Source organism: Capnocytophaga stomatis (genome assembly GCF_002302635.1).
Lineage (GTDB): Bacteria > Bacteroidota > Bacteroidia > Flavobacteriales > Flavobacteriaceae > Capnocytophaga > Capnocytophaga stomatis.
In genome coordinates this window covers 924100-948880 of the sequence record NZ_CP022387.1, presented here as the reverse complement: position 1 = coordinate 948880, position 24781 = coordinate 924100, and the positions used below count along the sequence as shown (strand labels likewise).

Sequence of the window (24781 nt, the reverse complement as noted above, 5' to 3'; positions counted from 1 at the left end):
TCTATTGCAAGAGCTTTTTATGGGTAAAATAATTTTCTATTTTTAATGTTAATGGTTTGAAAATAAAATTGTTAAAAATTTTCTTTTATGACATCTTCGTATTCATACCAAAATTCTTCAAACTTGGACATTTTCTCATACAGGAATTCCATCGTTTCTCGCCAAGTGTCTTTATTGTGAATGTTTACGTTTTCTTTTTGGACGTAAATACGGCTGATTTCCTTCTTGTTATCTAAAAAATAGCAATCCTCAAATATGGCATCCGGCAGATATTCCTCAAGAAGGATACTTTTTAAAGAAATTAGTTTTTCGTAATATAATATTCTGTTACTTAGTATGTTGTCTTCAATGTCTAAAGATACGATAGCCTTTTTTGTGTCAAAATAGAACTTAAAACTAAAATCTTTTATTTTAGTGTTGTATAGCACCCACTTGCGAGGGAAAGATTTACCAAAAGAAATCCAGAAATCCTCACGCAATTTTTTTGCTTCTGCTTTGCTGTACATAAAAAAATTAAAATTTTTCGGCGTTTAGAACTTAACGTTTAATGCTTTTTGTTGTAGTTTTTCGTCTTTGATGAATTCAAAAATGTACTGATTTTCAGTTTTGTAAAATACACCGTGATTGCCGTGTTCGTCCTCTGCAATATAAATATTAGGTAAGGAAGTTTGTTTTATTTTCAGAATTATTTTCGGAGTGTTATCAATTAGTTGGAAGCCTAAACTATTGGGTTGAGCATACAATATTGGTGCATCGTTGGTTTTTGGTTCTATTTTGTTTTCGGTTATGGATTTTACGGAAGAAATTGGCTGCGTAGAGGCATCGTGCTTGTGATTTTGCTTGAAGTTTGCCAATTTGTTTCCCGCAGAAAAAGCATCTCGAAGGGCTTCTTGATAAGCTTTTTTAAACTCTTTTTCTCTGCTTTTTCCTATTTCGGAAGTGAAAACTTGTTTTCCTTTGCAATCAGTTAGGATTAATTGAAGTTTTGTGATGAACATTCCTGATGTATTTAAAACATTCGCTTTTAGAGAATTACAAGGGTTTTTGATGATTTCTTCAGGCGTTTCATTTTCAAGAAAGACTTTGAAATTTTCTTTCTCAAGAAGAAATTTTGTTAAGCTATTTAATTGAAAATCATTTGCTTTCTTTTGAAATTCAAATTGATTGGGAAGTATCACATAAATATTGCTATTTTGCCCAAATCCTAAAAAGGGAAAAAATGCTATTAACAAATAAAAATAGGTTTTCATAAGCTTATGTTTAAAAAATTCAGAGCAAAAGTAAAAAATAATAACTTTCTTTCAAAAAAGCAGTGCAAATTTTGAAGTTTAAAATCAGAAAAAGTGAATTTCAATTGAGAATATTGCACATTTGAGCGACTCATAAGCTTATTAATTGCAAGATTTTAAAAAAAAGCATACTTTTGCAATGAAATTGAGTGAGTGAATCGTATTTTTATAAAAATATTATTTTTCGTCTTAGGACTGGTTGCCTGCAACAAAAAAGGAAATTCTGTTAAGGGTGACGTGTTGTTATTCCCTGAAAATACACAAGTTATCTATCGGGTTAATCACAAAAATAATTTTTTAAGTGCTATTGAAAACAACGAATTTTGGAAGGAAAACAATCCCAAACCATTACGTGCTTACGAAACAAAACTGCTAAGAAGCCTCCCTACAGACCATAACATATGGGTAGCTTTTACTGCTTACAAAAACTTTTTCGCCATCACTAAAAAAGAAGAATCAGATACGCTAAGCATCTGGAAAAATGCAAACGCAACAATCCAAAAACAATCACAATTCGGGAAAGAATGGTATTATACTGTTGTGGATAACAGACTGATAATTAGTAATTCATCGGAAATTGATTCGTTTTTCAAAACCGAAATTGAAACGCAGGAAAAGTCTGAAAAACAAGCCGTTTTGGAGCAACTCCAGAAGATTGCCACAACAGATTGCAGTGCTAACCTATTTATGCAGAAGGAGCAAGCAAATCAGTTTTTTTCTCCTTTTTTCAAAACTGACATCACAAAACCATTCAAATATTGGCTTGCGTTGGATTTGTTTTTGGAAGAAAACGATTTGAGATTCAGCGGAATGGCAGTTGCTCAAAACGATTACAAGGCGGATATGTTATTGGAAGCGAAACCTTACGAAAGCAATCCTGCTGAAATAGTACCTTCGCACATTTTGGGAATGACCTCTTATTCTTTTGAAGATGCGGGAAAAATATCTCTTCCTGATTCGGTTAGTGCTTCTTTCCAAAAAACACTCAACGGATTGGTTTTTGCACAAACTATCGACGGGAAATTTGCAGCTGCTTCGTCTTTTGATGTAGATGAAACTTTGCTGCAATTACCAATTTTATCTGAAGAACCACAAAGTGAATTCCCTGTTTATGAGTTAAATAAAGACTCTTCATTGGATTTTTTCAGTGCTTTTGACCCGAATTTTAAACCGAAATATGTATCTGTACACGATGACTATTTGGTTTTTTCAAAAACAAAGGAGGTTCTCAGTTCGGTTATGAATGACATTGGACGAAAAAATACGCTTTCTGAAAACAAATCGTACGAATTATTAGAAAAAAATACGGCTTCAAATATGAGTTTGACACGTGTTGCGAATTTGTACAATAGCAGTGAATTTCGTGAGAAATATCCCAAAATTGCTCAAAATTATCGTTGGGCGGTTTTTCAGCAAACGTGTCAGAATGAGTATTATATGTTTAATTTTGTGAGTAAAAAGCAAACTAAAACTTCTATTACAGATAAGATTAAAGAACGCTTTCAGTTCGCGTTGGATGCTGATATGATTATTCCTCCTGCCATATTGCTGAATCACAGGACTAAACGCAGAGAAATTGCTGTTCAAGATGAAAATTATGACCTCTATTTGATTGGAAATAACGGAAGTTTGTTGTGGAAAAAAAGATTAGATGGTAAAATACAAAGTCCTATTTATCAGGTGGATTTGTTTAAAAATGGCTTCTTACAAATGGCCTTTACAACGGAACATTCTATTTGGGTGGTGGACAGAAATGGAAACAATGTAGCTCCTTTTCCTAAAAAGTACAAAGGTAAAATTACTCCGCTTGAAGTGTTTGATTATGACAAGAATAGAGAATACAGATTTTTATTTGCAGAAGGAAAAACGCTGCATATGCTTGACAAAAAAGGTGACGTTGTAGGCGGATTTTTAAGAAAGAATACCGATGCAGCTCCGCTGTTTACCCCGAAGCATTACCGAGCGGGAGATAAAGATTTTTTGGTTTATCTGTCTGATAACGGGAAGTTTAATGTACTGCATCGTAACGGGGAAATACGCATACCTATTCAGGGGAAATATGATTTTTCAAATAATCCGCCGTTGTTTTTTGATAATCGATTTTTGTTTTCAACCCAAGACGGAAACCTCACACGAATAGACCTAAATGGGAATATCGCTAAAACGGAAAGAAATTGGGATAGAAATCACTATTTAATTGGAAATCAATATACAACGTCTTTTCTTTCAGCAAATACATTATCAATAGGAAGTGTGAAAATTGAAATTCCTGATGCAAAATATGATAAACAGAAACTTTTTAGGGTGCGAGGCGTGAATTATGTTTCGGCAAATGATGTTCAAAATCAGAAAGTTTACCTGTGGAATGAGCAAGGAAAGCTTATGCAAGATTTTCCTTTGGAAGGGGTTTCTGCGATGGATATGGATGTTGATTTGGATAAATCTATTTGGGTTGTTTTGGGAGCGACCAAAAACAGAGTAAGTGTGTATGAAATAAAGGAATTGAAATAACCTGTTGATTTTCATTTTATTAAAATAGAAATAATTATGTCTCGAATTTTAGCGATAGATTATGGAAGTAAGCGTTGCGGTATCGCTGTGACAGACCCGATGCGTATTATTGCCTCAGGACTGACTACGGTTGCAACAACGGAATTAATTGCCTTTCTGAAGAAATATGTTTCCGAAGAAAATGTGACAGAAATAGTTGTGGGGCAACCCAAACGAATGAATAACGAATCTTCTGATATTGAGACGGAAATTCAAAAAAAAATAGAACTTCTTGAGAAAGAATTTCCTGAAATAGTAATCGTTCGTGAAGATGAGCGATTTACTTCTAAAATGGCATTTCAGTCAATGATTGATAGCGGATTGAAAAAAAAACAACGCCAAAATAAAGCCCTAATCGACGAAATTAGTGCAACTTTGATTTTACAAAATTATATGAGTAGAAAGTAGGTTGTCAGTTTTTTTATTATTTTTGCCGATTGTTTATAAAAAATGGTTACAATGAAAAACTTTGTAGAAGAACTTCGTTGGAGAGGAATGATTCAGGATATAATGCCTGAAACAGAGCAACATTTATTGGAAGGAATTCGTTCAGCGTATGTTGGGATTGACCCCACAGCCGATTCATTACATATTGGACATTTGGTGGGAGTGATGATTCTCAGGCATTTCCAAAACTGTGGGCATAAACCTTATGCTTTGGTTGGAGGAGCCACAGGAATGATAGGTGATCCTTCGGGAAAGTCGGTTGAAAGAAATTTACTTACGGAAGAAGTCTTGGCTCACAACATCGAAGGAATCAAAAAGCAATTAGCTAAATTCTTGGATTTTGAAAGTAAAGAACCTAATAAAGCAGAACTTGTGAACAATTACGATTGGATGAAAAACTTCTCGTTTTTGTCCTTCATTCGTGATATTGGGAAGCACATCACCGTGAATTATATGATGGCAAAAGATTCTGTAAAAAAGCGTTTCGACCCGAATGAAAACACGGACGGAATGTCATTCACTGAATTTTCATACCAATTGATTCAAGGATATGACTTTTTGCATCTTTTCCGAGAGAAAAACTGTACGCTTCAAATGGGAGGTTCTGACCAATGGGGAAATATCACCACAGGAACCGAACTGATTAGAAGAATTGCCAGTGGAAAAGCCTATGCAATGACTTGTCCGCTTATCACAAAGGCAGACGGAACGAAATTCGGAAAATCCGAAGGCGGAAATATTTGGCTCGACCCAGAGAAAACATCGCCGTATAAGTTTTATCAGTATTGGATAAATACTTCCGATGAGGACGCCGAGCGATATATTAAAATCTTTACGATGCTTTCCAAAGAAGAAATTGAAAGTTTGACCGCAGAACATAAACAAGCTCCTCACTTGCGTGTGTTGCAAAGTAAACTCGCTGAGGAGATTACAGTTTTAGTTCACGGAAAAGAAGAATTGGAAAAGGCAATTCAGGCATCGAAAATTTTGTTCGGAAATTCAACATCAGATGATTTGAAAAAGTTGGATGAGCAAACTTTTCTTGATGTTTTCGACGGTGTTCCGCAAGCTGAGCTTTCTCGTGCAGATATCGAAAACGGGCTGGATATGATAGCTATACTTTCTGCCAAAACCGAATTTATTAAAAGTAATTCCGAGGCTCGTAGGGCACTGAAGGAAAATTCCATTTCAATAAACAAAGAAAAAGTATCAGAGGATTACGTAGTTACAGAAAAAGATTTGATAAACAATCAGTTTGTTTTGCTTCAAAGAGGTAAGAAAAATTATTTTGTAGTCAGAATAAAATAAAAAAATAATGAAAAACCACGAATTGAAAGTTCAGTTCGTGGTTTGTTTTTTCAAACAAATTTAAGGATAATATTATGTCAAATTCTTGGAAAACAGCGATTATCGGCACATTAATCCATTTGTTTTTGGGTACGGTTTATGCTTGGAGTTTTTTTCAAGTTCCAATAATGGAAAACACAAGTTGGAACAATACCGAAACCACAATGGCATTTAGCTTAACAATTTTAACATTGGGAATTACTGCATCGTGGGCAGGACGAAAATTAGGAATTTACGGACCACAGAAATTAACAATCGCAGGAGGAATTTTATTTGGATTGGGATATATTTTAGCTTCATATGCTTTGGAAAGTGTGAATTTATGGCTGTTTTATCTCTGTTTCGGGCTGATAGGAGGATGTGGCTTGGGGCTTGCGTACGTAACTCCGGTTGCTGTAGTTAGCCGATGGTTCAAGAAAAATCAGGGATTAGCGACAGGAATGGTGGTAATGGGCTTCGGTTTGGGAGCTTTTATGATGTCCAAAATATTGGCTCCGCTTTTTTTTGAACTGACAGAGCAAAATGTAGCTTTGAGCTTCCGATATTCAGGGATTTTGTTTCTGGCAGTGATTCCTTTGCTGGGAATGCTTTTAAAATTTCCTCCTCAAGCTGAAGTGGCTTGTGCAAAGAAAGAAATTTCTGAATCAAAAAGTTCAAGCAAAAAAACAATTCTGATATGGTTGATTTTTACATTGAATATTATTGTAGGAATGATTTTTTTATCTTTTCAATCACCTCTTCTTCAAGAACTTATTCAGAAAGAAGGACAAGTTGATAAAGAATATTTAATGCAAGTGGGTGCAACATTAATTGCTGTAAGTGCATTTTTCAACGGAATTGGGCGTCTTGTTTGGGCGAGTTTGTCAGATAAAATTGGGCGTATCAATACTTTCAAAATGCTTATCGGGCTTGAAATAGGATGTTTCATTTTGCTGATTTTTACCCAGAATGTAATTCTTTTTTCCGTGTTGGTTTGCTTGGTGCTTCTCTGTTACGGTGGAGGTTTTGGTATATTACCTTCTCTTGTTAAAGATGAATTTGGAGAAGCTAAAATGTCCAAAATGTACGGAAAAATGCTGACGGGTTGGGGAGTTGGAGGTTTGGTAGGAACGCTGACCACTGCTTTTTTGAAAGATACATTCAATGAAAATGCGGGTGTTTACGTGTTTGTTACAGGGCTTGCAGTTTCGGTTATAGCTTTTTTGTTGAGTTTTTTGATAAAATCAAAGAAATAATTTTGGAATACGAAAATAAAAAACCCTCAATTTTTGAGGGTTTTTTTTGTTATTTCTTTTAGTCTAATCTGATGAAGTTACCGTTCAAATCAAAAATTAAATCTTTTTTGAATCCTACAAGCTCTACTTCGTAAGAATTAGCTTTCTTCTCAATGCTGTTAAAAGCGTGTCTTGAGTAGTATGTTTGCACATACCTTACTATTGCAGCAGGAATGAATCCTGTTGGAATGGATTGTCTGTCAGGAGCATCAACATTTATCCAGTTACCGTTAAAGTCAAAGTCAATATCAACGCCATTAACCAAGTCATACTCTACTTTGTTGGATTCTACTTCAATTTTTTTAACAGCAACCGAAGGGAAATAAGCAGCCAAGAAGTTATTAGCACTTGTTTGAACTATTTGTGGAACTGTTCCTACAATAGTAGTGTTACCTGTGCCAGCATTTCCGTTTCCTCCGTTGTTATTACCTGCCCCGATAGGTTGCCCGTTAGCGTTAAAATGGATATCATTTTTGATTCCTACAAGCTCTACTTCATAACCTGTAACAGTTTTTTCAATTCCGTTGATGGCGTTGTTAGGATACGCTGTTCTTAAGTGATTAAGAATACTTTGCGGAATAAAAGCTGTGTTTGACAAAGCTTGTCCGTCACGAGCATCAACGTTTATCCAATTACCTTTTAAATCAAAATCAATGTCAGTACCATCAGCCAAATCATAATCTACCTTATTTGATTCTACTTCGATTTTGACAACGGCTGTTGAAGGGAAGTAAGCCTTTAGGAAGCTGTTGGCATTTGTTTGAACTACTTGCGGAACTGTTCCTATAATAGTGGCGTTACCTGTTCCTGCATTTCCGTTTCCTCCGTTGTTGTTACCTGCTCCGATAGGTTGTCCGTTAACATCAAAATAGACATCATCCTTGATTCCTACAAGGTCTACCTCGTAACCTGTTCTCTTTTTCTCAATGCTGTTGATGGCATTGTTAGGATAAGTTTTTGTTACGTGGTTAACGATGCTTTGAGGGATGAACTCCATTGAAGTGACCAAAATGGACAAATCCTGTCCGTCACGTGCATCAACTTTAGTCCAATTTCCATTCGCATCGAAGTCAATTTCCACTCCGTTCGATAAATCAACAGAGTACGCTCCATTGCTCTCTTTTTCAGTTCTGATAACATCAGCATTACTGAAATGCTTGCTTACGAATGACTGTGCTGCAACTGGCAAGTTATTGTAAGGAATCAAATCATCCTTGTCGCAAGAAAAAGCCATTAAGGACGTCGCAAGAGCAACGATAGCCAATTTTGAAAAAAGTTTTCTCATAATTATGTAAGATTTAAATTTTTAAAATTTAGTTTTCTATTATTTTTTAAGTCCGGTGAAATTTCCGTTTTTGTCAAAAGTTAGCTCTTGAGCCAAGCCTACAAGTTCCACTTCGTAGCCGGTTATCGTTTTTTCAATGCCGTTGATACCATTTTTGGGATAATTCTGAGCTACATATGAAGTGATTGCATCAGGAATAAAAGATGTGTCTGCAATAACCTGTCCGTCAGCGGCACTTACACTCGTCCAATTTCCTTGTGTATCAAAATCAACCTCCGTTCCGTTTGTAAAACGAACGTCATAGCTTCCGTCATTGTCTTTTACAGTTTGAGAAACTTTAAGTCCGGAGAAGTGTTTGTTAATAAATGATTGTCCTACGTTAGGTATATCATTGAGACCTATTACTTTATCGTTACTTCCACCACAAGAAACCAAAAACGCCACTAAAGCAAATATGTATAATATGTTTTTCTTCATAACTTTAAATGTTTAAGATTTAATCATCAATTCTTAAAAATTTTCCGGCGCGGTTGAAATCTAAATCAAGCCCGTTAGAAAGTTCTACTTCGTATCCGTACTTACGTTTTTTTATTTCCTTTACGAAGGTATTTGGAAAATTTTTCTGTACGTGTTGAGCTATTCCGGCAGGGATAATTCTGGCAGGAACCTCATTTGTTCTTGATTTAACTTCTTCCCAATCTCCGTTTGAATAAAATTCCACTTCCGAACCGTCATTGAAAACAACTGTGTATTCTTTTTTAACTAAATAATCTGTATCTACCCAAACAGAGGCGATATCTCCTTCTGAAAAATATTCCTTGATAAAAGATTGTGCTTTTGCAGGTAATTGGTTGAAGGAAATGAATCTATCATCTTGTGCAGAAGCAAAAGTTACACTAAATAAAGCTACTAATAATGTTCCGATTTTTTTGAATGTTTTCATATAATAAAAATATTTATTTGTTTACAGTGGCAAAGATATATTTAGATTTGGGAAAGATTTAGGAATGCAAATAAATGTACGAAAAAAAAATTAATTTTTAAAAGATAAATAAAAAAAGCACTTTTAAAAAAAGTGCTTTTTTGTTCAGAAAGAAGAATTTTAGTTCGTGAATAACAACTCACGATATTTTGTTAATGTCCAAAGTTCGTCATCCACCATTGTTTCCAATTTGTCACAGTGATAGCGAATTTCGTCAAAATAAGGTTTTACTTTATTACAATAAGCATTAGCCTTTTCTTCCGCAGTTGTTAATTTGTTTGCTTGTTTTCGGGCTTCAATCATTGCATCTACTTTGGTGTGAATCATTTTGATATGATTTGAAATGCGTTTGATTAACTCTATTTGTTCATCAGCAACTCCTTGATAATCACTTCCGAAGATTTCTTTCAATCCTTTTACATTTTCAATAAGCGTGTTTTGATATCTCACAGCGGTCGGAACTACATGATTTCGAGCAATATCTCCTATTAATCTGCCTTCGATTTGGATATTTTTCGTGTATTCTTCCAATTCAATTTCATATCGAGCTTCTATTTCAACTCGGGTCATCACTTTCATTTCTTCAAATAGGGCGATGGCTTTTTCCGAAATATTTGCTTTAAGTGCTTCAGGAGTTGTTTTGTTGTTGCTCAGTCCTCTTTTTGCAGCCTCTTTTTCCCAAGCCTCGCTGTATCCGTCTCCTTCAAAACGAATTTTTTTCGATTGTTTGATATATTCACGCAACGCATTGAAAATCGCTTCGTCTTTTTTAAGTCCTTTATTTTCAATTAAATAATCTACTTCTTTTTTGAATTCGATAAGCTGTTTGGCAACAATTGTGTTGATGATAGCCATCGGTTTTCCGCAATTTGCTTTTGAGCCCACGGCACGAAACTCGAATTTATTTCCTGTAAAGGCGAATGATGAAGTTCGGTTTCTGTCGGTATTATCCAAAAATAAATCAGGAATTTTTCCTACAACGTTGAGTTTTAGGTCTGTTTTTTCCTCCGGAGAAAGTTTTCCTGTGGAAACATCTTCCAATTCGTCTAAAACTTTGGTTAGTTGTTCACCGATAAACACGGAAACGATAGCCGGAGGAGCTTCGTTTGCTCCCAAACGATGGTCGTTACTTGCCGAAGCCACTGAAGCTCTGAGCAGTTCCTCATAATCACAAACGGCTTTTATCGTACAGATGAAAAAAGTTAAGAATTGTAGATTTTTTGTTGGAGTTTTTCCTGGAGCAAGCAAATTTACACCCGTGTCAGTGGCTAAAGACCAGTTATTGTGCTTGCCCGAACCATTCACGCCGGCGAAAGGTTTTTCGTGGAAAAGAACTACAAAATCGTGACGTTCAGCAACTTTGTTCATAACATCCATCAATAATGAATTTTGGTCAACAGCCAAGTTAGCTTCTTCAAAGATAGGAGCTAATTCAAACTGATTGGGAGCAACTTCGTTATGTCTTGTTTTTGCAGGAATTCCCAAAAGTAAGCATTCGTGCTCTAAATCACGCATATAGCTCAATACTCGGTCAGGAATTGAACCGAAGTAATGGTCATCCAACTGTTGCCCTTTGGCTGCTTGTTGTCCTAAAAGTGTGCGTCCTGCAAGTATAAGGTCAGGGCGTGTGTTTGCTAAGGCTTTATCTACCAAAAAATATTCCTGCTCCCAACCTAAAGTAGGAGTGACTTTCGTTACATTTTTGTCGAAATATTTTGCAACTTCTGTGGCGGCTTGGTCAATGGCTGCCATCGCTTTCAGTAGAGGAGTTTTATTGTCAAGTGCTTCTCCTGTGTATGAAATGAAAATCGTTGGAATACAGAGAGTTGTTCCGTAAATGAAAGGTGGGGAGGTTGGGTCCCAAGCAGTATAACCACGAGCCTCAAAAGTGTTTCGGATTCCTCCATTCGGGAAACTCGATGCGTCCGATTCTTGCTGAACCAATTGCCCACCACCAAACTTTTCAATGGCTTTATCTCTTCCCACAGGCTCAAAAAAAGCATCGTGCTTTTCGGCAGTTGTTCCTGTTAAAGGCTGAAACCAATGCGTGTAATGTGTTGCTCCTTTTGAAATTGCCCAATCACGCATTGCAGCAGCTACTTGATCGGCTACTTTGCGGTCAATTTTTATTCCGTAATGAATTGAGTTCATTACACTTTCAAAGGCTTCGGTGGTCATATACCTACGCATAGCCTCTTCGTTGAATACATTTTTTCCGAAAAGTTCGGAACGTTTTCCTTTTTCTGTTATTACTACCGGTTTCCTTGAACCGACTTCTTTTAAAGCGTTAAATCTTAAATTAGGCATAAGTGTGTGTTTTTATGGGGGCAAATGTAAAAATAATATGATAATTTGCAATGAAACCCCTTTAAAAAATGATGTTGATGTTTAAAAATTTATATTTTTATTCACAATTGCTCCACAAGAGAAATTCTTCTGTTAAAATATTTTAGTATATATTCGGACATAAAATATGCTTTCTTTTTGGTAAAAGAACATAGCATTACGATATATTTTTTGCCTTTGTAAAATATTGTTGTACTTTTGTGACTCAAAACAAATAAAATATAGGCAATATGTTGCAACTTACTTTTGTTAGAGAAAATAAAGAAAAAGTTTTAAGCGGACTTAAAAAGCGAAATTTCAAAGATTTACATATCATTGATGAAGTTATTGATTTAGATGAGAAGCGAAGAGCCACACAAGCCGAATTGGATGGCGTTTTGGCAGAATCTAACGTTATTTCTAAGGAAATTGGAGAGTTGTTTAAATCAGGGAAAGCTTCCGAGGCTAATGCTTTGAAAGAGAAAACAATAGAATTAAAAGATAAATCCAAAAGTCTTTCCGATGCCTTGTCCGAAATTTCGGAAAACTTAAACGAACTGTTGTATCGTATCCCAAACATTCCCAACGAGTTAGTCCCGTTCGGAACTTCCGAAACCGATAACGAAGTAGTTTTTCAAGCTGGTGAAATCCCGAATTTGGACGAAAACGCACTTCCTCATTGGGAACTCACAAAAAAATACGATATCATTGATTTTGAGCTTGGTGTAAAAATTACGGGAGCTGGTTTTCCTGTTTACAAAGGCAAGGGAGCCAAGTTGCAGCGGGCATTAATCACCTATTTTTTAGATAAAAACACCGAAGCAGGCTATCAAGAATTTCAAGTGCCGCACGTGGTAAACGAAGCATCAGGCTACGGAACGGGGCAACTTCCTGATAAAGAAGGGCAAATGTATCACGTTGGGTTGGACGACCTCTATTTGATTCCTACCGCCGAAGTGCCTGTAACCAATTTTTTCAGAGATGTGTTACTTACTGAAAATGAGCTTCCTATCTGCTGCACGGCATACACGCCTTGTTTCCGCAGAGAAGCGGGAAGTTACGGGGCTCACGTTCGCGGGCTAAATCGCTTGCATCAGTTTGATAAAGTGGAAATTGTACGCGTGGAACACCCCGAAAACTCGTACAAAGCATTAGATGCAATGGTTGAGCACGTGAAATCTATTTTGAACGAGTTGAAGTTGCCGTATCGCATTTTGCGTCTGTGTGGCGGTGATTTGGGCTTCACTTCGGCATTGACTTACGATTTTGAAGTCTATTCCACGGCACAACAAAAATGGCTGGAAATCAGTTCAGTATCTAACTTTGAGACGTTCCAAGCTAACCGATTGAAATTGCGTTACAAAGATGCCGACGGAAAAAACAAATTGGCTCATACGCTTAACGGAAGTTCGTTGGCATTGCCCCGCGTTTTGGCAGGAATTTTAGAAAATTACCAAACCGAAGACGGCATCGCAATCCCCGAAGTATTACAAAAATACACCGGATTTGACAAAATCGAACTCGAAAAATAATGAAATTTGTTGATCATTCATAATCAAAAACCTGAAATTGATTTAAACGTATCGATTTCAGGTTTTTATCTTATTACAGAAATAAAAAAAGCCTCAAAAAAACGGTTTATCCCATATTTTTTTAGTAATTTCGCATCTTTAAAATAACATTGAGGCATTTTTTGCCCAAAACGTACTTAATCACAGTGAATTAGAAGTTAAAAAAATGAAATTTACAGAATACAAAAACTTAGATTTATCGGTTATTGCCCAAGAGGTATTAAAATACTGGCAAGAAAATAACATATTTGAAAAAAGCATCAAAACGCGTGATGGCAAAACGCCTTTCGTGTTTTTTGAAGGACCACCATCGGCAAATGGGCTTCCAGGGATTCACCACGTGATGGCTCGTGCCATTAAGGATATTTTCTGTCGTTATAAAACTCAGAAAGGATTTCAAGTACACCGAAAAGCAGGCTGGGATACGCACGGACTTCCCGTAGAACTCGGCGTGGAAAAAGAACTGGGCATCACCAAAGAAGACATCGGAAAGAAAATCTCGGTGGAAGACTACAACAAAGCGTGCAAAGAAGCCGTGATGCGTTACACCAACATCTGGAACGACCTTACCGAGAAAATGGGCTATTGGGTGGATATGGAAAATCCGTATATTACCTACAAATCCAAGTATATGGAGTCGGTATGGTGGCTTCTCAAACAGATTTACGACCAAGGACTTCTGTACAAAGGCTACACCATTCAGCCGTACTCGCCCAAAGCAGGAACAGGACTTTCTTCGCACGAGCTAAACCAACCCGGGTGCTACCGTGATGTTTCCGACACTACGATTGTGGCTCAATTCCGTGTGAAAACTTTTTCATATCAGCTTGTAAATCAATTCAAAGATTTAGGTAGAAATGTGTTTGTGTTGGCTTGGACAACCACCCCTTGGACACTTCCGTCAAACACCGCTTTGGCAGTAGGAAACGACATTGATTATGTGTTAGTTAAAACATTTAATCAATATACTTACGAACCAATTTACGTAATTTTAGCAAAAGATTTAGTATCAAAGCAATTCGGAGGTAAATTCGCAGAAGGCGAGAATACCGAGATATTTGACCGAATTGAGAAAAAATACAACGAAATTCCTAACAGAGAAGATGCTTTGGATGTTATCAATTTAGGGATTTTGCAAACCAACGAAATGAAACACGCTAAAATTCCCTACCAAATTTTAGCCGAATTCAAAGGTTCGGATTTGGCGGGAACGCAGTACGAGCAACTAATTCCGTGGTTTTTACCTGCCGAAAACCCAGAAAATGCGTTCCGCGTGATTACAGGCGACTTCGTAACCACCGAAGACGGAACAGGAATTGTACATATCGCTCCTACCTTCGGGGCGGACGATGCACGTGTTGCCAAAGAAAACGGAATCCCGCCAATGCTTGTCAAAGACGAAAACGATAACTTGGTTCCTTTGGTAGATTTGCAAGGAAAATTCATCAAAGGCGAAAATGTTCCTGAAATTTTCGGCGGAAAATACATCAAAAACGAATATTATGACGTAACTCCCTCTCCTTCGGGGAGGGCTGGGGAGGGGATTCCCGACAAAAATTGGGACGTAGAATTGGCGATTTTATTAAAAACTGAAAATAAAGCCTTTAAGGTAGAAAAATACGTCCATAGTTATCCGCATTGTTGGCGTACGGATAAGCCCGTTTTGTATTATCCGCTGGATTCGTGGTTTATCAAGATTACCGATGTGAAAGAACGTCTTTTCGAACTGAATAAAACCATCAACTGGAAGCCAAAAGCCACTGGTGAAGGGCGTTTCGGAAATTGGTTACAAAACGCCAACGATTGGAATTTGTCGCGGTCGCGTTACTGGGGCATTCCGCTTCCGATTTGGCGAACCGAAGACAAAAAAGAAGAAATTATCATCGGTTCGGTGGAAGAATTAAAGGCTGAAATTCAGAAATCTATCGCGGCAGGATTGATGAGCGAAGATGTATTTGCTGAATTCCAAGTAGGAAATATGTCCGATGAGAATTACGAAAAAATTGACCTGCATAAAAACGTAGTGGACAGCATTATTTTGGTTTCGGCTTCGGGCAAACCGATGAAACGTGAAAGCGATTTGATTGATGTTTGGTTTGATTCGGGAGCGATGCCGTATGCACAATGGCATTATCCGTTTGAAAACAAAGAAATGGTGGAAAACACTTGGAAAACCGCTGATTTTATCGCCGAAGGAGTTGACCAAACACGCGGTTGGTTCTACACACTTCACGCCATTGCAGGTTTGGTGTTCGATGGAGTTTCATATAAAAATGTGGTTTCAAACGGATTAGTTTTGGATAAAAACGGACAAAAAATGTCCAAACGTTTGGGCAATGCCATTGACCCATTTGCTACTTTGGCAGAATACGGAGCTGATGCTACACGTTGGTATATGATTTCGAATGCGAATCCTTGGGATAATTTAAAATTTGATTTAGAAGGAGTTGCCGAAGTAAGGCGTAAATTCTTCGGAACGCTGTACAATACATATTCCTTCTTTGCTTTGTATGCCAACACGGACGGATTTACACACAAAGAGACTGAAATTCCGCTGGCAGAACGTCCTGAAATTGACCGATGGATTTTATCGGAATTGCATACGCTTATCCAAAAGGTGGACGAAGCCTTTGCCGAGTACGAGCCTACGCGTGCCACGCGGTTGATTTCCGATTTCGTGCAGGAACATTTGAGTAACTGGTACGTACGTTTGTGTCGCAGACGTTTCTGGAAGGGAGAATATGAGGCAGATAAAATTTCAGCGTACCAAACTTTATATACCTGTCTTTTGAACGTTGCCAAACTGATGGCTCCTGTGGCTCCATTCTATGCCGACAAATTATACCGAGATTTGATGGCAGGAACCGAGCAAGAAACCGCTGAAAGTGTGCATTTAACCGATTTTCCGAAAGCAGACGTCTGCCTTATTGATAAAAAGTTGGAAAGCAAAATGGAAAAAGCCCAAAACATTTCATCATTGGTGCTTTCGCTTCGTAAAAAAGAGATGATAAAGGTGCGTCAGCCGTTGCAAAAGATAATGATTCCGATTGCCAATGAGGTTGAAAAATCGGAAATTGAGGCCGTTGCCGATTTGATAAAATCGGAAGTAAATGTGAAAGAAATCGAACTTCTGGAAGATGCTTCGGGGGTTTTGGTAAAGCAAATCAAGCCGAATTTCAAAACTTTAGGACCTCGTTATGGTAAAGATATGAAATTGGTTGTTGCTGCCATTCAGCAGTTTACGCAAGAAGATATTCAAACCATTGAAAAAAATGGTGAAATTATTGTGAAATTAGCAGAAAAAGACGTACCTTTAAGCATTGAAGATGTTGAAATCACAACGCAAGACATTGAAGGTTGGCTTGTGGCAAGTTCCGGAGGTTTGTTGGTGGCATTGGATATTCACATCACGGAAGAGCTTAAAAAAGAAGGGATTGCCCGTGAGTTAGTAAACCGAATCCAAAATATTCGCAAGGATAGTGGTTTTGAAATTACGGATAAAATCAATATTCATTTGCAAAGTGATAAAGCTTTGGAGGAAGCTGTTTCGGTGAATTTGCAATATATTAAAAACGAAACACTTACCAATGAACTTACCTTTGCGGAAACCCTTTCAGGCGAACCGATTGAATTTGATGGTGTTACAACTAAAATTGTAGTCGAAAAAGTATAGTGTGAAAAAAAGTTCTGTTGTTAATAGTATAAAAATCAATTTTTGAGGTTGATGGGGTTCTGTTAATAATAGTGAAATCACTTACCATAATGTTGGGGGAGTAGCTGTTACTGTGTTGAAGGCAACTTTGATAGACTTTGGGAAATATAACCAGCATACGTGTTCTGTTGGGACAGGTGGATTCTATTGAAGGGAGTGATTTAGAAATTTAAATTTCACAATCAAATAAAGAGTTTAACAGTTAAAAAGTTGTTTTATGCAGCTTATAGCTCAAATAAAATATGATTATGGAAGAAAACGTTAGAGTTCGATATTCCGATAAGGAATTAGAGGAGTTTAAGGCTCTTATCGAAGAAAAAATTAAAAAAGCTCAAGCAGATTTGGAACTTCTCAAAAGTGCCTATATGAATAGTGCAACAAATGGGACGGAGGATACTTCGCCTACTTTTAAGGCTTTTGAGGAGGGTTCGAAGGTGACAAGTAAGGAAGAAAACACCACTTTGGCAATTCGTCAGGAGAAGTTTATCCGTGACCTTAAAAATGCACTCATCCGAATAGAAAACAAAACGTACGGAGTTTGCAGAGTAACAGGTAAACTGATTGATAAACGACGCTTGCTCGCTGTTCCTCATACCACTTTAAGCATTGAAGCGAAGAACTTACAATAATTTCAAAGAAAAAGTCAGATAGAATTGAGTTTATTTCTCAGTTTTATCTGACTTCTTTGCAAAAATTAATCCTTAATTTCTACCAAAATGGGGCAGTGGTCGCTATGTTTTGCTTCAGGAAGAATCAAAGCTCGTTGCAATCGATTTTCGAGGGGTTGTGCTACTAAGTTATAGTCAATTCGCCACCCTTTATTATTGTTGCGGGCATTGGCTCGGTAGCTCCACCACGAGTAATTGTGAGGTTCTTTGTTGAAATGACGAAAACTGTCAATAAATCCGCTTTTCATAAAATTGTCCAGCCATTCACGTTCCACAGGCAGAAAACCAGAAACATTGGCATTCCGTATAGGGTCGTGAATATCAATGGCTTTGTGACAAATGTTGTAATCTCCGCAGATAATCAGGTTTGGGTATGATTCTTTTAACGAATCAATATACTTTTGGAAATCAGCCATAAAGGTTAGCTTGAAATCCAATCGGTCAATGTTTGTTCCTGATGGCAAGTAAAGGCTCATTACGGAAACTGTATCAAAATCAGCACGGAGTATGCGTCCTTCAACATCCATATAGTTAATTCCGCTCCCGATTTCAATGTGATTCGGTTTTATTTTTGATAATATCGCAACTCCGCTATATCCTTTCTTTTCGGCACTATGCCAGTATTGGTATTTATAGCCTAAATCTTCAAAGGCTGTTTTTTCAATTTGTGATTCTAAGGCTTTGATTTCTTGCAGGCAAAGTACATCAGGATTGGCACTTTTTAACCACTCTATCAGCCCTTTAGTCATTGCGGCACGTACGCCATTTACGTTGTAAGATATAATTTTCATCGGGGATCTATTTTTTGAAATTATTTTGGGGAGGCAAATGTAAAAATATTTTGATTAATAAGATGGATTCTTATAAAAATAAAAAAGGAAGGTACAACGCCTTCCTTTTCTATTTTCTATGTTTGTTCTTAGTAGAATGAGCTAAGATTTTCTTTTATCTCAGATGAATTTTTAAGGGCATTCAAAACTTCTTCTGAAGCACGTCCTAATTTCAGTCCTTCTAAAGTTTTTGTGTATGAGTTATAGTTCTCAATAGCAGGAGCTTTTGCGGTAGAAGTTACTTCAATTACGTACACTCCGTTTTCTCCTTCGATTGGCTTAGAAACCTGACCTTGTTTCAAAGCGAAAGCTGTACCCACAACTTTTGGCTCACGCCCTTCACCGATGATTGTAGGATTATTCATTGACAAGCCCGTAGCTGTTTTCACTTCGCCTTTATTTGCAGAAGCGATGGCATCTAATGAGCTTCCTTTAGCTTTTTCTGCAAGGATTTCGGCTTTTTTCTGACGAATTAAGATTGGCTTCACAAAAGGAGCGGCATCTTGAACTGAGCTAATTCCTTTTTCACCTTTTTTAGTAAGTTGAGCAACGATGTAGTTTCCTCCCGAAGTGAATTTGCGAATATCGCCAACTTTACTGTCTTCTTGGAAAACCCATTGCACAATAGAACGATTATTTCCTAAACCGATGATATATTCATCATTTTGTTTAAGATTATCCGCACGAAGTACAGATAAATCCGATTTTTTTGCAACTTCTCCAAAGTTTTTAACATCAGCCAAAGCATCAATTTCAAATTTTGAAACCTTTGAGAATAAGTCGTTTAATGTAGCTTCAGAAGGCTCAATTTTACGAGTGATGGTTGCAATTTGTACCGCATCGGTTTTTTCTGTAATTTTTACAATATGAACACCGAAGTCAGTTTCAACAATGCCGATATGTCCCGTTGGGTTTGAGAAAACAAAATCTTCAAAAGGCTTAACCATTCTTCCTTTGGTGAAAAATCCTAAATCACCACCGCTGTAAGCAGCTCCCGGCTCTTCCGAATTTTCTCTTGCTAATGCAGCAAAATCAGCATTTGGAGCTTGTGCAAGAGCTAATATTTCTTTAGCCTTAGCTTGTGCGTCTTCTTTAGTACGAGTAACGTTCTGATTTGCAGCTTGGCTTCCTACGTAAGGAATCAAAATATGACTTGCTTTTACAGCTCCGTTGGTTTCTTTGGCAAGCATACGTGATAATTTCAGGCTACCTCCGTCTTCATATGGTCCGAAAACTTTTCCTACAGGAAGTGTGAATAAAGTATCGGCATAGCTGGAAGATAACTGATTTTTAGTCACAAACAAGGAATCATAAGGAGTATCAGAGTGTTTATCCACAAACTCACGAATGTTGGTTGTTTTTGCAAACCCTGCAATTGTATCGTTTGAATTAGTTTGGCTATTGAAAACAACCTCAAGAGAAAGTAATTTGCTTAAAGCGTCTTTACTTGCTTGAATATCAGTGTCTGATGCCTTTTCGTTTACAACGATGTATTGAATGTTGCGGAAAGCCTCTTGCTTGAATTGCTTCTCGTGTTTGTTGATGTATGACTTTATTTCACTGTCACTTACGGTAATTGTGCTGTCAGGAATTGAGCTGTATTGTAAAGCAACAAACTTGATGTCAGCTTTATCTTGTTCTTGGTGGTAAGCGATTTCAGCTTCAGCGTTAGTAACACCTAATCCTCCGCGAATTAAGCTGAAGTACATTTGTTGTTTCGCACCTTCGATAAGAGCTTCTTCCTGCATTTTCCATTGTTGGTAAGCTTGCGGATTGCTCGCTTTTAGGGTTGCTAAGTAATTGATGAATTTTGACGGGTCAAAGACACCAAATTCATTTGCAAATTCCTGATTTTGAGCTAATGGGCTTTTTGATAGAATTGAAATGATTTGGTCTTTTTCAACGCTCAGACCTAATTTTTCAAATTGTTGTTTTAAAAGAATGTTACGAACGTTTTGTTCCCAAACATATTTTGCAGCTTCAATGGTGCTTGCTTGTCCGTTTGAATTTTGAATAGTAGCTTCTACTTGGTAGCGGAAAGCATCAATGGAAACATCTTCTCCGTTAACGGTTCCTACTTCTGTGGGGTGCGAATTGCTAAATCTTCCTGAACCAATAAAGTCAGAAATTACAAAAGCAAATAATGCCAACCCAATAATAATGATGAGAAATACTGTACGGTTTCTAATTTTTTCAAGAACTGCCATCTTTCGTTATCTAATTTTAGTATTGTTAATTTAGTCGGCGAAAGTAATACTTTCTGAGCAATAATAAAAATATCTTTTAAATATTTTTTAAAAAAGGATTTTCTTAACTTCCTTGACTAAAGTGAAATTAGTTCGTTTTTCAAGAAAAGTATAACTTCTGTTTGGCTAAAAAAATCTGCTTAAAGAAGAATTTTTGACTTTAGATATTGAATAATTCCTAAAAAGTAGAATAAACAAAATTGGTTAAATTGCTACTTTTAAGCCGTTTTTTATATATTTGCCTTTTTAAATCTTAATTTTTTATGAAAAGATTTATTGCTATTGTTTTTACACTATTAGGATTTGGTGCGGTTCAGGCACAAAATGCGAGTGTTGAAAAAGATATTATTGGCGTTCAAATAGGGATATTTGAAACGAATGTTTACAACGAGCATAGGCTTTCCGATGCGGTGGCTTTGCGTTCGCAAGTATCCTTATATGGAGGTTTTCGAATGGGAGCTGCCTATGATAAAGCTGCTTTTTGGCTCACACCGGCTATCTCCTTAGAACCTAAGTGGTATTACGGGCTGAATCGTCGCATCAAAAAAGGGAAAAATATCAGTAATAACTCGGGAAACTATCTTTCGCTCAGAACCGAATTTTCTCCTGATTGGTTCATCATCACTAATGACAATAGTTTAACTAACGATTACAATTCCATTGCCGTTATACCCACCTTTGGAATTCGTCGTAGTTTTAGCCGAAACTTCAACTACGAGTTCAATGTCGGTTACGGCTATGTACAAACACTCGGAAAAAAACCGAACACGACGGGAGGCACTTTCTGGCTGAGCTTTAAAATCGGATACGACTTCTTTAAACGATAAATAAAACTAAAAAACGCAAAATATGAATAAAAAACAACATTCTAAAGTTTGGAATGAAATCAAAACGAACGATTCTTGGTCAATTTTTAAAATAATGGGAGAGTTCGTAAACGGATACGAAAAGTTAAGCGAAATTGGTCCGTGTGTGTCAATTTTCGGTTCGGCACGTACCAAGCCCGATAGCAAATATTACAATTTGGCAGTGGAAATCGCTGAAAAAATTGTAGAATCAGGTTTTGGGGTAATTACGGGTGGAGGTCCTGGAATTATGGAGGCAGGGAACAAGGGTGCTCGGCAAGGAAATGGTTCGTCAGTAGGTTTAAACATTGATTTGCCTTTCGAGCAGCACGATAATCCGTATATCGACAGAGATAAAAATTTGAATTTCGATTACTTTTTTGCTCGTAAAGTGATGTTTGTCAAGTATTCACAAGCTTTTGTTGTGATGCCTGGCGGATTCGGAACAATGGACGAACTCTTTGAAGCTATCACGCTTATCCAAACGCAAAAGATTGATAAATTCCCAATTATTTTGGTGGGAAGCGAGTTTTGGCAAGGATTAGTTGATTGGTGCAAAAAAACACTTTTGGAGGAATTTCAGAATATTTCTCCCGAAGATATGTTCCTTTTCAAAATTGTTGATTCGGCAGATGAAGTTATCGATATTATTGAGAAATTCTATTTGAAATACAATTTAAGACCTAATTTTTAATAAAGTTTATGAAAACAAAATTACCAATTTCAGCAATCGTAGGCACTGTAAGTGTGGTGATTATCATTATTATGGTGATGATGTTCGGTTTGCCAATTTATAACGTATGGCAACAAGAAATGGCAGGAAAAGCCGAAATGGCAAAAGCCGAGCAAAACCGTAAAATCCTCATTGAGGAAGCCAAAGCTCGCCTTGAAGCCGAAAAACTCAATGCACAAGCCGAGATTGAAAGAGCAAGAGGTATGGCAGAGGCAATGAAAATCGAAAACGGAACGCTCAATTCTGTTTACAATCAGTATTTGTTTATCCGAACGCTTGAAAAGTTGGCAGATAAAGGCAATCTTCCGCAGATAATTTATATGCCTTCCGAAGGATTGGTTCCTGTGATGGATGTTTCTAAAAAACCACAAATTACGAATAACTAATCTTTAAAGAAAGTTTCATATTCTTTGAGATGACACTTTTTTATAACGAAAAGAAAATAACTTACAATGAAACACTTAAAACTTTTACTGTTACTCTGCACGGTTTCGCTCTATGGGCAACAGGGCGGAATGTGGATTCCTTCGCTTTTGGAAGGAATGAACGAAAAGGAAATGAAATCGCTGGGAATGAAGATGTCGGCTGCCGATATTTACAGCGTAAACCATTCGTCGCTTAAAGATGCGGTGCCGCACTTCGACGGAGGCTGTACTTCCGAGGTGATTTCACCCAAAGGATTGCTTCTTACCAATCATCACTGCGGATACGGCGAAATTCAGTCGCATTCCTCTGTGGAAAACGATTATTTGGCTCACGGTTTCTGGGCGAAAACTCTTGCCGAAGAACTGCCTAACCCTGGCGTAACTGCAACGTTTATTGTTCGTATTGAAGACGTAACGGCTGCCATCACCAAAGGCACGGAAAATGTTTCCGGTGAAGGCGAAAAAGCCAAAATCATTGAAAAAAACATTTCGGAATTGGTGAAAAACTCACCGAAAGAAGTGTGGCAGGAAAACCGCGTGCGAGCTTTCTACAACGGAAACCAATATATTTTGTTCGTGGTGGAAATCTTCAAAGATGTGCGTTTGGTGGGAGCTCCGCCGTCTTCCATCGGGAAGTTTGGTTCGGATACCGATAACTGGGTGTGGCCTCGTCACACGGGCGATTTTGCTCTTTTCCGCATCTATGCCGACAAAAATAATCGTCCTGCCGAATACTCGAAAGACAACGTTCCGTACACGCCAAAGCATTATTTCCCGATTTCGTTAGACGGAATTTCGGAAGACGACTTTACGATGGTTTTCGGATATCCGGGGCGTACGCAGGAATATCTTCCGGCAGTTGCTGTGAAACAAATTGTGGAGGTTTTAAATCCTGCTAAAATCGGGATTCGCGATGTGGTGCTAAAAGTACAAGACGGCTATATGCGTAAAGACCAAGCTATTAAGATTAAATATGCTTCCAAATACGCACGCGTGGCAAACTATTGGAAAAAATGGATTGGTGAAAGTCAAGGACTGAAAAAATCTGACGCAGTGGCTTTGAAACAAAAGCAGGAGGCAATCTTCCAAAAAAATCTTCAAAAAGCAGGAAAATCAGCAGAATACGGGCATTTGCTTTCGGATTTTTCTAAAAAATATGAGGAAATTCAGCCGTATGCCTTAGCGAATGATTTATTCAGCGAATTTGTGTTGCGAAACATCGATTTGCTCACCAACGGCTATCGCATTTGGCAATTGGAAAACATTCTGCAAAACCGTGGTGCACAATCGTTTGAAGACAGAAAGAAAAACTTGCAGACTGCTTTCAAAAGCGTATTTAAGGACTACGAAAAAGCTGTGGATAAAGACGTTTTTGAAAAAGCAGTAGTTTTCTATGTGGAAAATATGCCAAAACAGTTTCTGCCCGAAACTTTACAAAAATTTGACGCTAAAGCGCTGGCAGAGAATCTTTACGAAAATTCGTTGTTAGCTACGGAGTCGGGCGTAGAAAAACTACTTGGAGCTTCGTCCGAAAATTTCGTTCAATTGGTTAAAAACGATGTTGGGATGCAGTTTGTTTCGTCCTTAATAAATAGCTTTGCCAAAGATGTTGCTCCAACTTACGAGCGGTTAAATGCTGATATTCAAGCCTTACAACGCACATATATGAAAGCAATTTTGGAATTTTCTCGTCCCGAAGACCGAATTTTCCCTGATGCAAACAGCACATTACGAGTTACTTACGGAAAGGTAAAAGGCTACGCCCCAGCCGATGCGGTATATTACAGTCCGGTAACTTATTTGGAAGGCGTGATGGAAAAATACGTTCCGAACGATTATGAATTTGATGTTCCGCAGAAATTACGCGAATTGTACGAGAAAAAAGACTTCGGAGCTTATGCCGATAAAAACGGAAAAATGCCAGTTTGTTTCATTGCAACGAACCACACCACGGGTGGAAATTCGGGAAGTCCTGCCATCGATGCACACGGAAATCTCATCGGGCTGAACTTCGACCGCGTTTGGGAAGGTACAATGAGCGATATTCATTACGACCCTGAAATCTGTCGTAATATTATGGTGGATATTCGTTACGTGCTTTTCATTATTGATAAATACGCCGGAGCGAAACATCTCATCGATGAAATGAAACTCGTTCACCCGAAGAAAAATACTTCTTCTTCGAAAAAATCAAAGAAAAAACGGAAGTAAAAAATTCTGTGAGGGCATTATAAGTGTGAAATCCGTAAAAA

Annotated in this window: 19 protein-coding genes; 11 read left to right on the top strand and 8 right to left on the bottom strand. The window is 37.5% G+C overall.

Annotated features, from left to right (window positions below):
* Positions 1-71 precede the first annotated feature (71 nt).
* Both CGC58_RS04185 and CGC58_RS04180 read right to left on the bottom strand, forming a co-directional pair.
* The gene (locus tag CGC58_RS04185) at positions 72-506 is read right to left on the bottom strand and encodes a DUF4268 domain-containing protein (RefSeq protein WP_095895261.1); all 435 of its coding nucleotides are present in this window, start codon (positions 504-506) and stop codon (positions 72-74) included.
* A gap of 24 nt (positions 507-530) precedes the next feature.
* Positions 531-1250 (bottom strand): hypothetical protein, encoded by a 720-nt coding sequence (locus tag CGC58_RS04180; protein ID WP_095895260.1) that lies wholly within the window; start codon positions 1248-1250, stop codon positions 531-533.
* A gap of 192 nt (positions 1251-1442) precedes the next feature.
* On the opposite strand from CGC58_RS04180, the gene CGC58_RS04175 reads away from it, so the two are divergent.
* The 4 genes from CGC58_RS04175 (at position 1443) to CGC58_RS04160 (ending at position 6868) form a co-directional block, all read left to right on the top strand.
* On the top strand, positions 1443-3800 hold the full coding sequence (locus CGC58_RS04175; RefSeq protein WP_232748863.1) for a hypothetical protein: 2358 nt from the start codon (positions 1443-1445) through the stop codon (positions 3798-3800).
* A gap of 36 nt (positions 3801-3836) precedes the next feature.
* The gene (ruvX, locus tag CGC58_RS04170; RefSeq protein WP_095895258.1) at positions 3837-4247 is read left to right on the top strand and encodes a Holliday junction resolvase RuvX; all 411 of its coding nucleotides are present in this window, start codon (positions 3837-3839) and stop codon (positions 4245-4247) included.
* A gap of 51 nt (positions 4248-4298) precedes the next feature.
* The gene (tyrS, locus tag CGC58_RS04165; RefSeq protein ID WP_095895256.1) at positions 4299-5594 is read left to right on the top strand and encodes a tyrosine--tRNA ligase; all 1296 of its coding nucleotides are present in this window, start codon (positions 4299-4301) and stop codon (positions 5592-5594) included.
* 74 nt (positions 5595-5668) lie between these two features.
* Positions 5669-6868, top strand: a complete 1200-nt coding sequence (locus CGC58_RS04160; RefSeq protein ID WP_095895254.1) for an OFA family MFS transporter — start codon at positions 5669-5671, stop codon at positions 6866-6868.
* Between the two features lie 58 nt (positions 6869-6926).
* Here CGC58_RS04160 and CGC58_RS04155 read toward each other — a convergent pair whose 3' ends face one another.
* The 4 genes from CGC58_RS04155 to CGC58_RS04140 form a co-directional block, all read right to left on the bottom strand.
* Entirely contained in the window at positions 6927-8192 is a 1266-nt protein-coding gene (locus CGC58_RS04155) for a PepSY-like domain-containing protein (protein ID WP_095895253.1), read from the bottom strand.
* A gap of 39 nt (positions 8193-8231) precedes the next feature.
* Positions 8232-8669: a PepSY-like domain-containing protein gene (locus CGC58_RS04150; protein ID WP_095895251.1), complete on the bottom strand. Its 438-nt coding sequence runs from the start codon at positions 8667-8669 to the stop codon at positions 8232-8234.
* Positions 8670-8688: 19 nt separating this feature from the next.
* A complete protein-coding gene (locus CGC58_RS04145) occupies positions 8689-9135 on the bottom strand; it encodes a PepSY-like domain-containing protein (protein WP_095895250.1) in 447 nt (148 codons plus the stop codon).
* A gap of 159 nt (positions 9136-9294) precedes the next feature.
* A complete protein-coding gene (locus CGC58_RS04140) occupies positions 9295-11481 on the bottom strand; it encodes a glutamine synthetase III family protein (protein ID WP_095895249.1) in 2187 nt (728 codons plus the stop codon).
* Between the two features lie 269 nt (positions 11482-11750).
* Between CGC58_RS04140 and serS the strand changes: the two genes are divergently transcribed.
* From serS to CGC58_RS04125, 3 genes are all read left to right on the top strand, one after another.
* Complete coding sequence (serS, locus tag CGC58_RS04135) at positions 11751-13031, top strand: serine--tRNA ligase (protein ID WP_095895248.1); 1281 nt, start codon at positions 11751-11753, stop codon at positions 13029-13031.
* Between the two features lie 205 nt (positions 13032-13236).
* The gene (ileS, locus tag CGC58_RS04130) at positions 13237-16743 is read left to right on the top strand and encodes an isoleucine--tRNA ligase (protein ID WP_095895247.1); all 3507 of its coding nucleotides are present in this window, start codon (positions 13237-13239) and stop codon (positions 16741-16743) included.
* A 287-nt stretch (positions 16744-17030) separates the two neighbouring features.
* Positions 17031-17411, top strand: coding sequence for a TraR/DksA family transcriptional regulator (locus CGC58_RS04125; RefSeq protein ID WP_095897107.1), 381 nt, complete (start codon positions 17031-17033; stop codon positions 17409-17411).
* 65 nt (positions 17412-17476) lie between these two features.
* Here CGC58_RS04125 and CGC58_RS04120 read toward each other — a convergent pair whose 3' ends face one another.
* On the bottom strand, positions 17477-18241 hold the full coding sequence (locus CGC58_RS04120; RefSeq protein ID WP_095895246.1) for an exodeoxyribonuclease III: 765 nt from the start codon (positions 18239-18241) through the stop codon (positions 17477-17479).
* A gap of 128 nt (positions 18242-18369) precedes the next feature.
* Positions 18370-20487, bottom strand: a complete 2118-nt coding sequence (locus CGC58_RS04115; protein WP_095895244.1) for a peptidylprolyl isomerase — start codon at positions 20485-20487, stop codon at positions 18370-18372.
* 302 nt (positions 20488-20789) lie between these two features.
* On the opposite strand from CGC58_RS04115, the gene CGC58_RS04110 reads away from it, so the two are divergent.
* From CGC58_RS04110 to CGC58_RS04095, 4 genes are all read left to right on the top strand, one after another.
* The gene (locus CGC58_RS04110; protein ID WP_095895243.1) at positions 20790-21353 is read left to right on the top strand and encodes a hypothetical protein; all 564 of its coding nucleotides are present in this window, start codon (positions 20790-20792) and stop codon (positions 21351-21353) included.
* A 22-nt stretch (positions 21354-21375) separates the two neighbouring features.
* Positions 21376-22065 carry an LOG family protein gene (locus tag CGC58_RS04105; RefSeq protein ID WP_095895241.1) on the top strand — a complete coding sequence of 230 codons (690 nt, stop codon included), beginning with the start codon at positions 21376-21378 and terminating at the stop codon, positions 22063-22065.
* Between the two features lie 8 nt (positions 22066-22073).
* A complete protein-coding gene (locus tag CGC58_RS04100) occupies positions 22074-22490 on the top strand; it encodes a hypothetical protein (protein ID WP_095895239.1) in 417 nt (138 codons plus the stop codon).
* 66 nt (positions 22491-22556) lie between these two features.
* Positions 22557-24740 carry a S46 family peptidase gene (locus tag CGC58_RS04095; protein ID WP_095895237.1) on the top strand — a complete coding sequence of 728 codons (2184 nt, stop codon included), beginning with the start codon at positions 22557-22559 and terminating at the stop codon, positions 24738-24740.
* Positions 24741-24781: the final 41 nt, after the last annotated feature.

Coding starts and splice junctions, on each gene's coding strand:
- CGC58_RS04185 (WP_095895261.1), bottom strand. CDS start 506: ATGTACAGCAAAGCAGAAGCAAAAAAATTGCGTGAGGATTTCTGGATT.
- CGC58_RS04180 (WP_095895260.1), bottom strand. CDS start 1,250: ATGAAAACCTATTTTTATTTGTTAATAGCATTTTTTCCCTTTTTAGGA.
- ruvX (WP_095895258.1), top strand. CDS start 3,837: ATGTCTCGAATTTTAGCGATAGATTATGGAAGTAAGCGTTGCGGTATC.
- tyrS (WP_095895256.1), top strand. CDS start 4,299: ATGAAAAACTTTGTAGAAGAACTTCGTTGGAGAGGAATGATTCAGGAT.
- CGC58_RS04160 (WP_095895254.1), top strand. CDS start 5,669: ATGTCAAATTCTTGGAAAACAGCGATTATCGGCACATTAATCCATTTG.
- CGC58_RS04155 (WP_095895253.1), bottom strand. CDS start 8,192: ATGAGAAAACTTTTTTCAAAATTGGCTATCGTTGCTCTTGCGACGTCC.
- CGC58_RS04150 (WP_095895251.1), bottom strand. CDS start 8,669: ATGAAGAAAAACATATTATACATATTTGCTTTAGTGGCGTTTTTGGTT.
- CGC58_RS04145 (WP_095895250.1), bottom strand. CDS start 9,135: ATGAAAACATTCAAAAAAATCGGAACATTATTAGTAGCTTTATTTAGT.
- CGC58_RS04140 (WP_095895249.1), bottom strand. CDS start 11,481: ATGCCTAATTTAAGATTTAACGCTTTAAAAGAAGTCGGTTCAAGGAAA.
- serS (WP_095895248.1), top strand. CDS start 11,751: ATGTTGCAACTTACTTTTGTTAGAGAAAATAAAGAAAAAGTTTTAAGC.
- ileS (WP_095895247.1), top strand. CDS start 13,237: ATGAAATTTACAGAATACAAAAACTTAGATTTATCGGTTATTGCCCAA.
- CGC58_RS04125 (WP_095897107.1), top strand. CDS start 17,031: ATGGAAGAAAACGTTAGAGTTCGATATTCCGATAAGGAATTAGAGGAG.
- CGC58_RS04120 (WP_095895246.1), bottom strand. CDS start 18,241: ATGAAAATTATATCTTACAACGTAAATGGCGTACGTGCCGCAATGACT.
- CGC58_RS04115 (WP_095895244.1), bottom strand. CDS start 20,487: ATGGCAGTTCTTGAAAAAATTAGAAACCGTACAGTATTTCTCATCATT.
- CGC58_RS04110 (WP_095895243.1), top strand. CDS start 20,790: ATGAAAAGATTTATTGCTATTGTTTTTACACTATTAGGATTTGGTGCG.
- CGC58_RS04105 (WP_095895241.1), top strand. CDS start 21,376: ATGAATAAAAAACAACATTCTAAAGTTTGGAATGAAATCAAAACGAAC.
- CGC58_RS04100 (WP_095895239.1), top strand. CDS start 22,074: ATGAAAACAAAATTACCAATTTCAGCAATCGTAGGCACTGTAAGTGTG.
- CGC58_RS04095 (WP_095895237.1), top strand. CDS start 22,557: ATGAAACACTTAAAACTTTTACTGTTACTCTGCACGGTTTCGCTCTAT.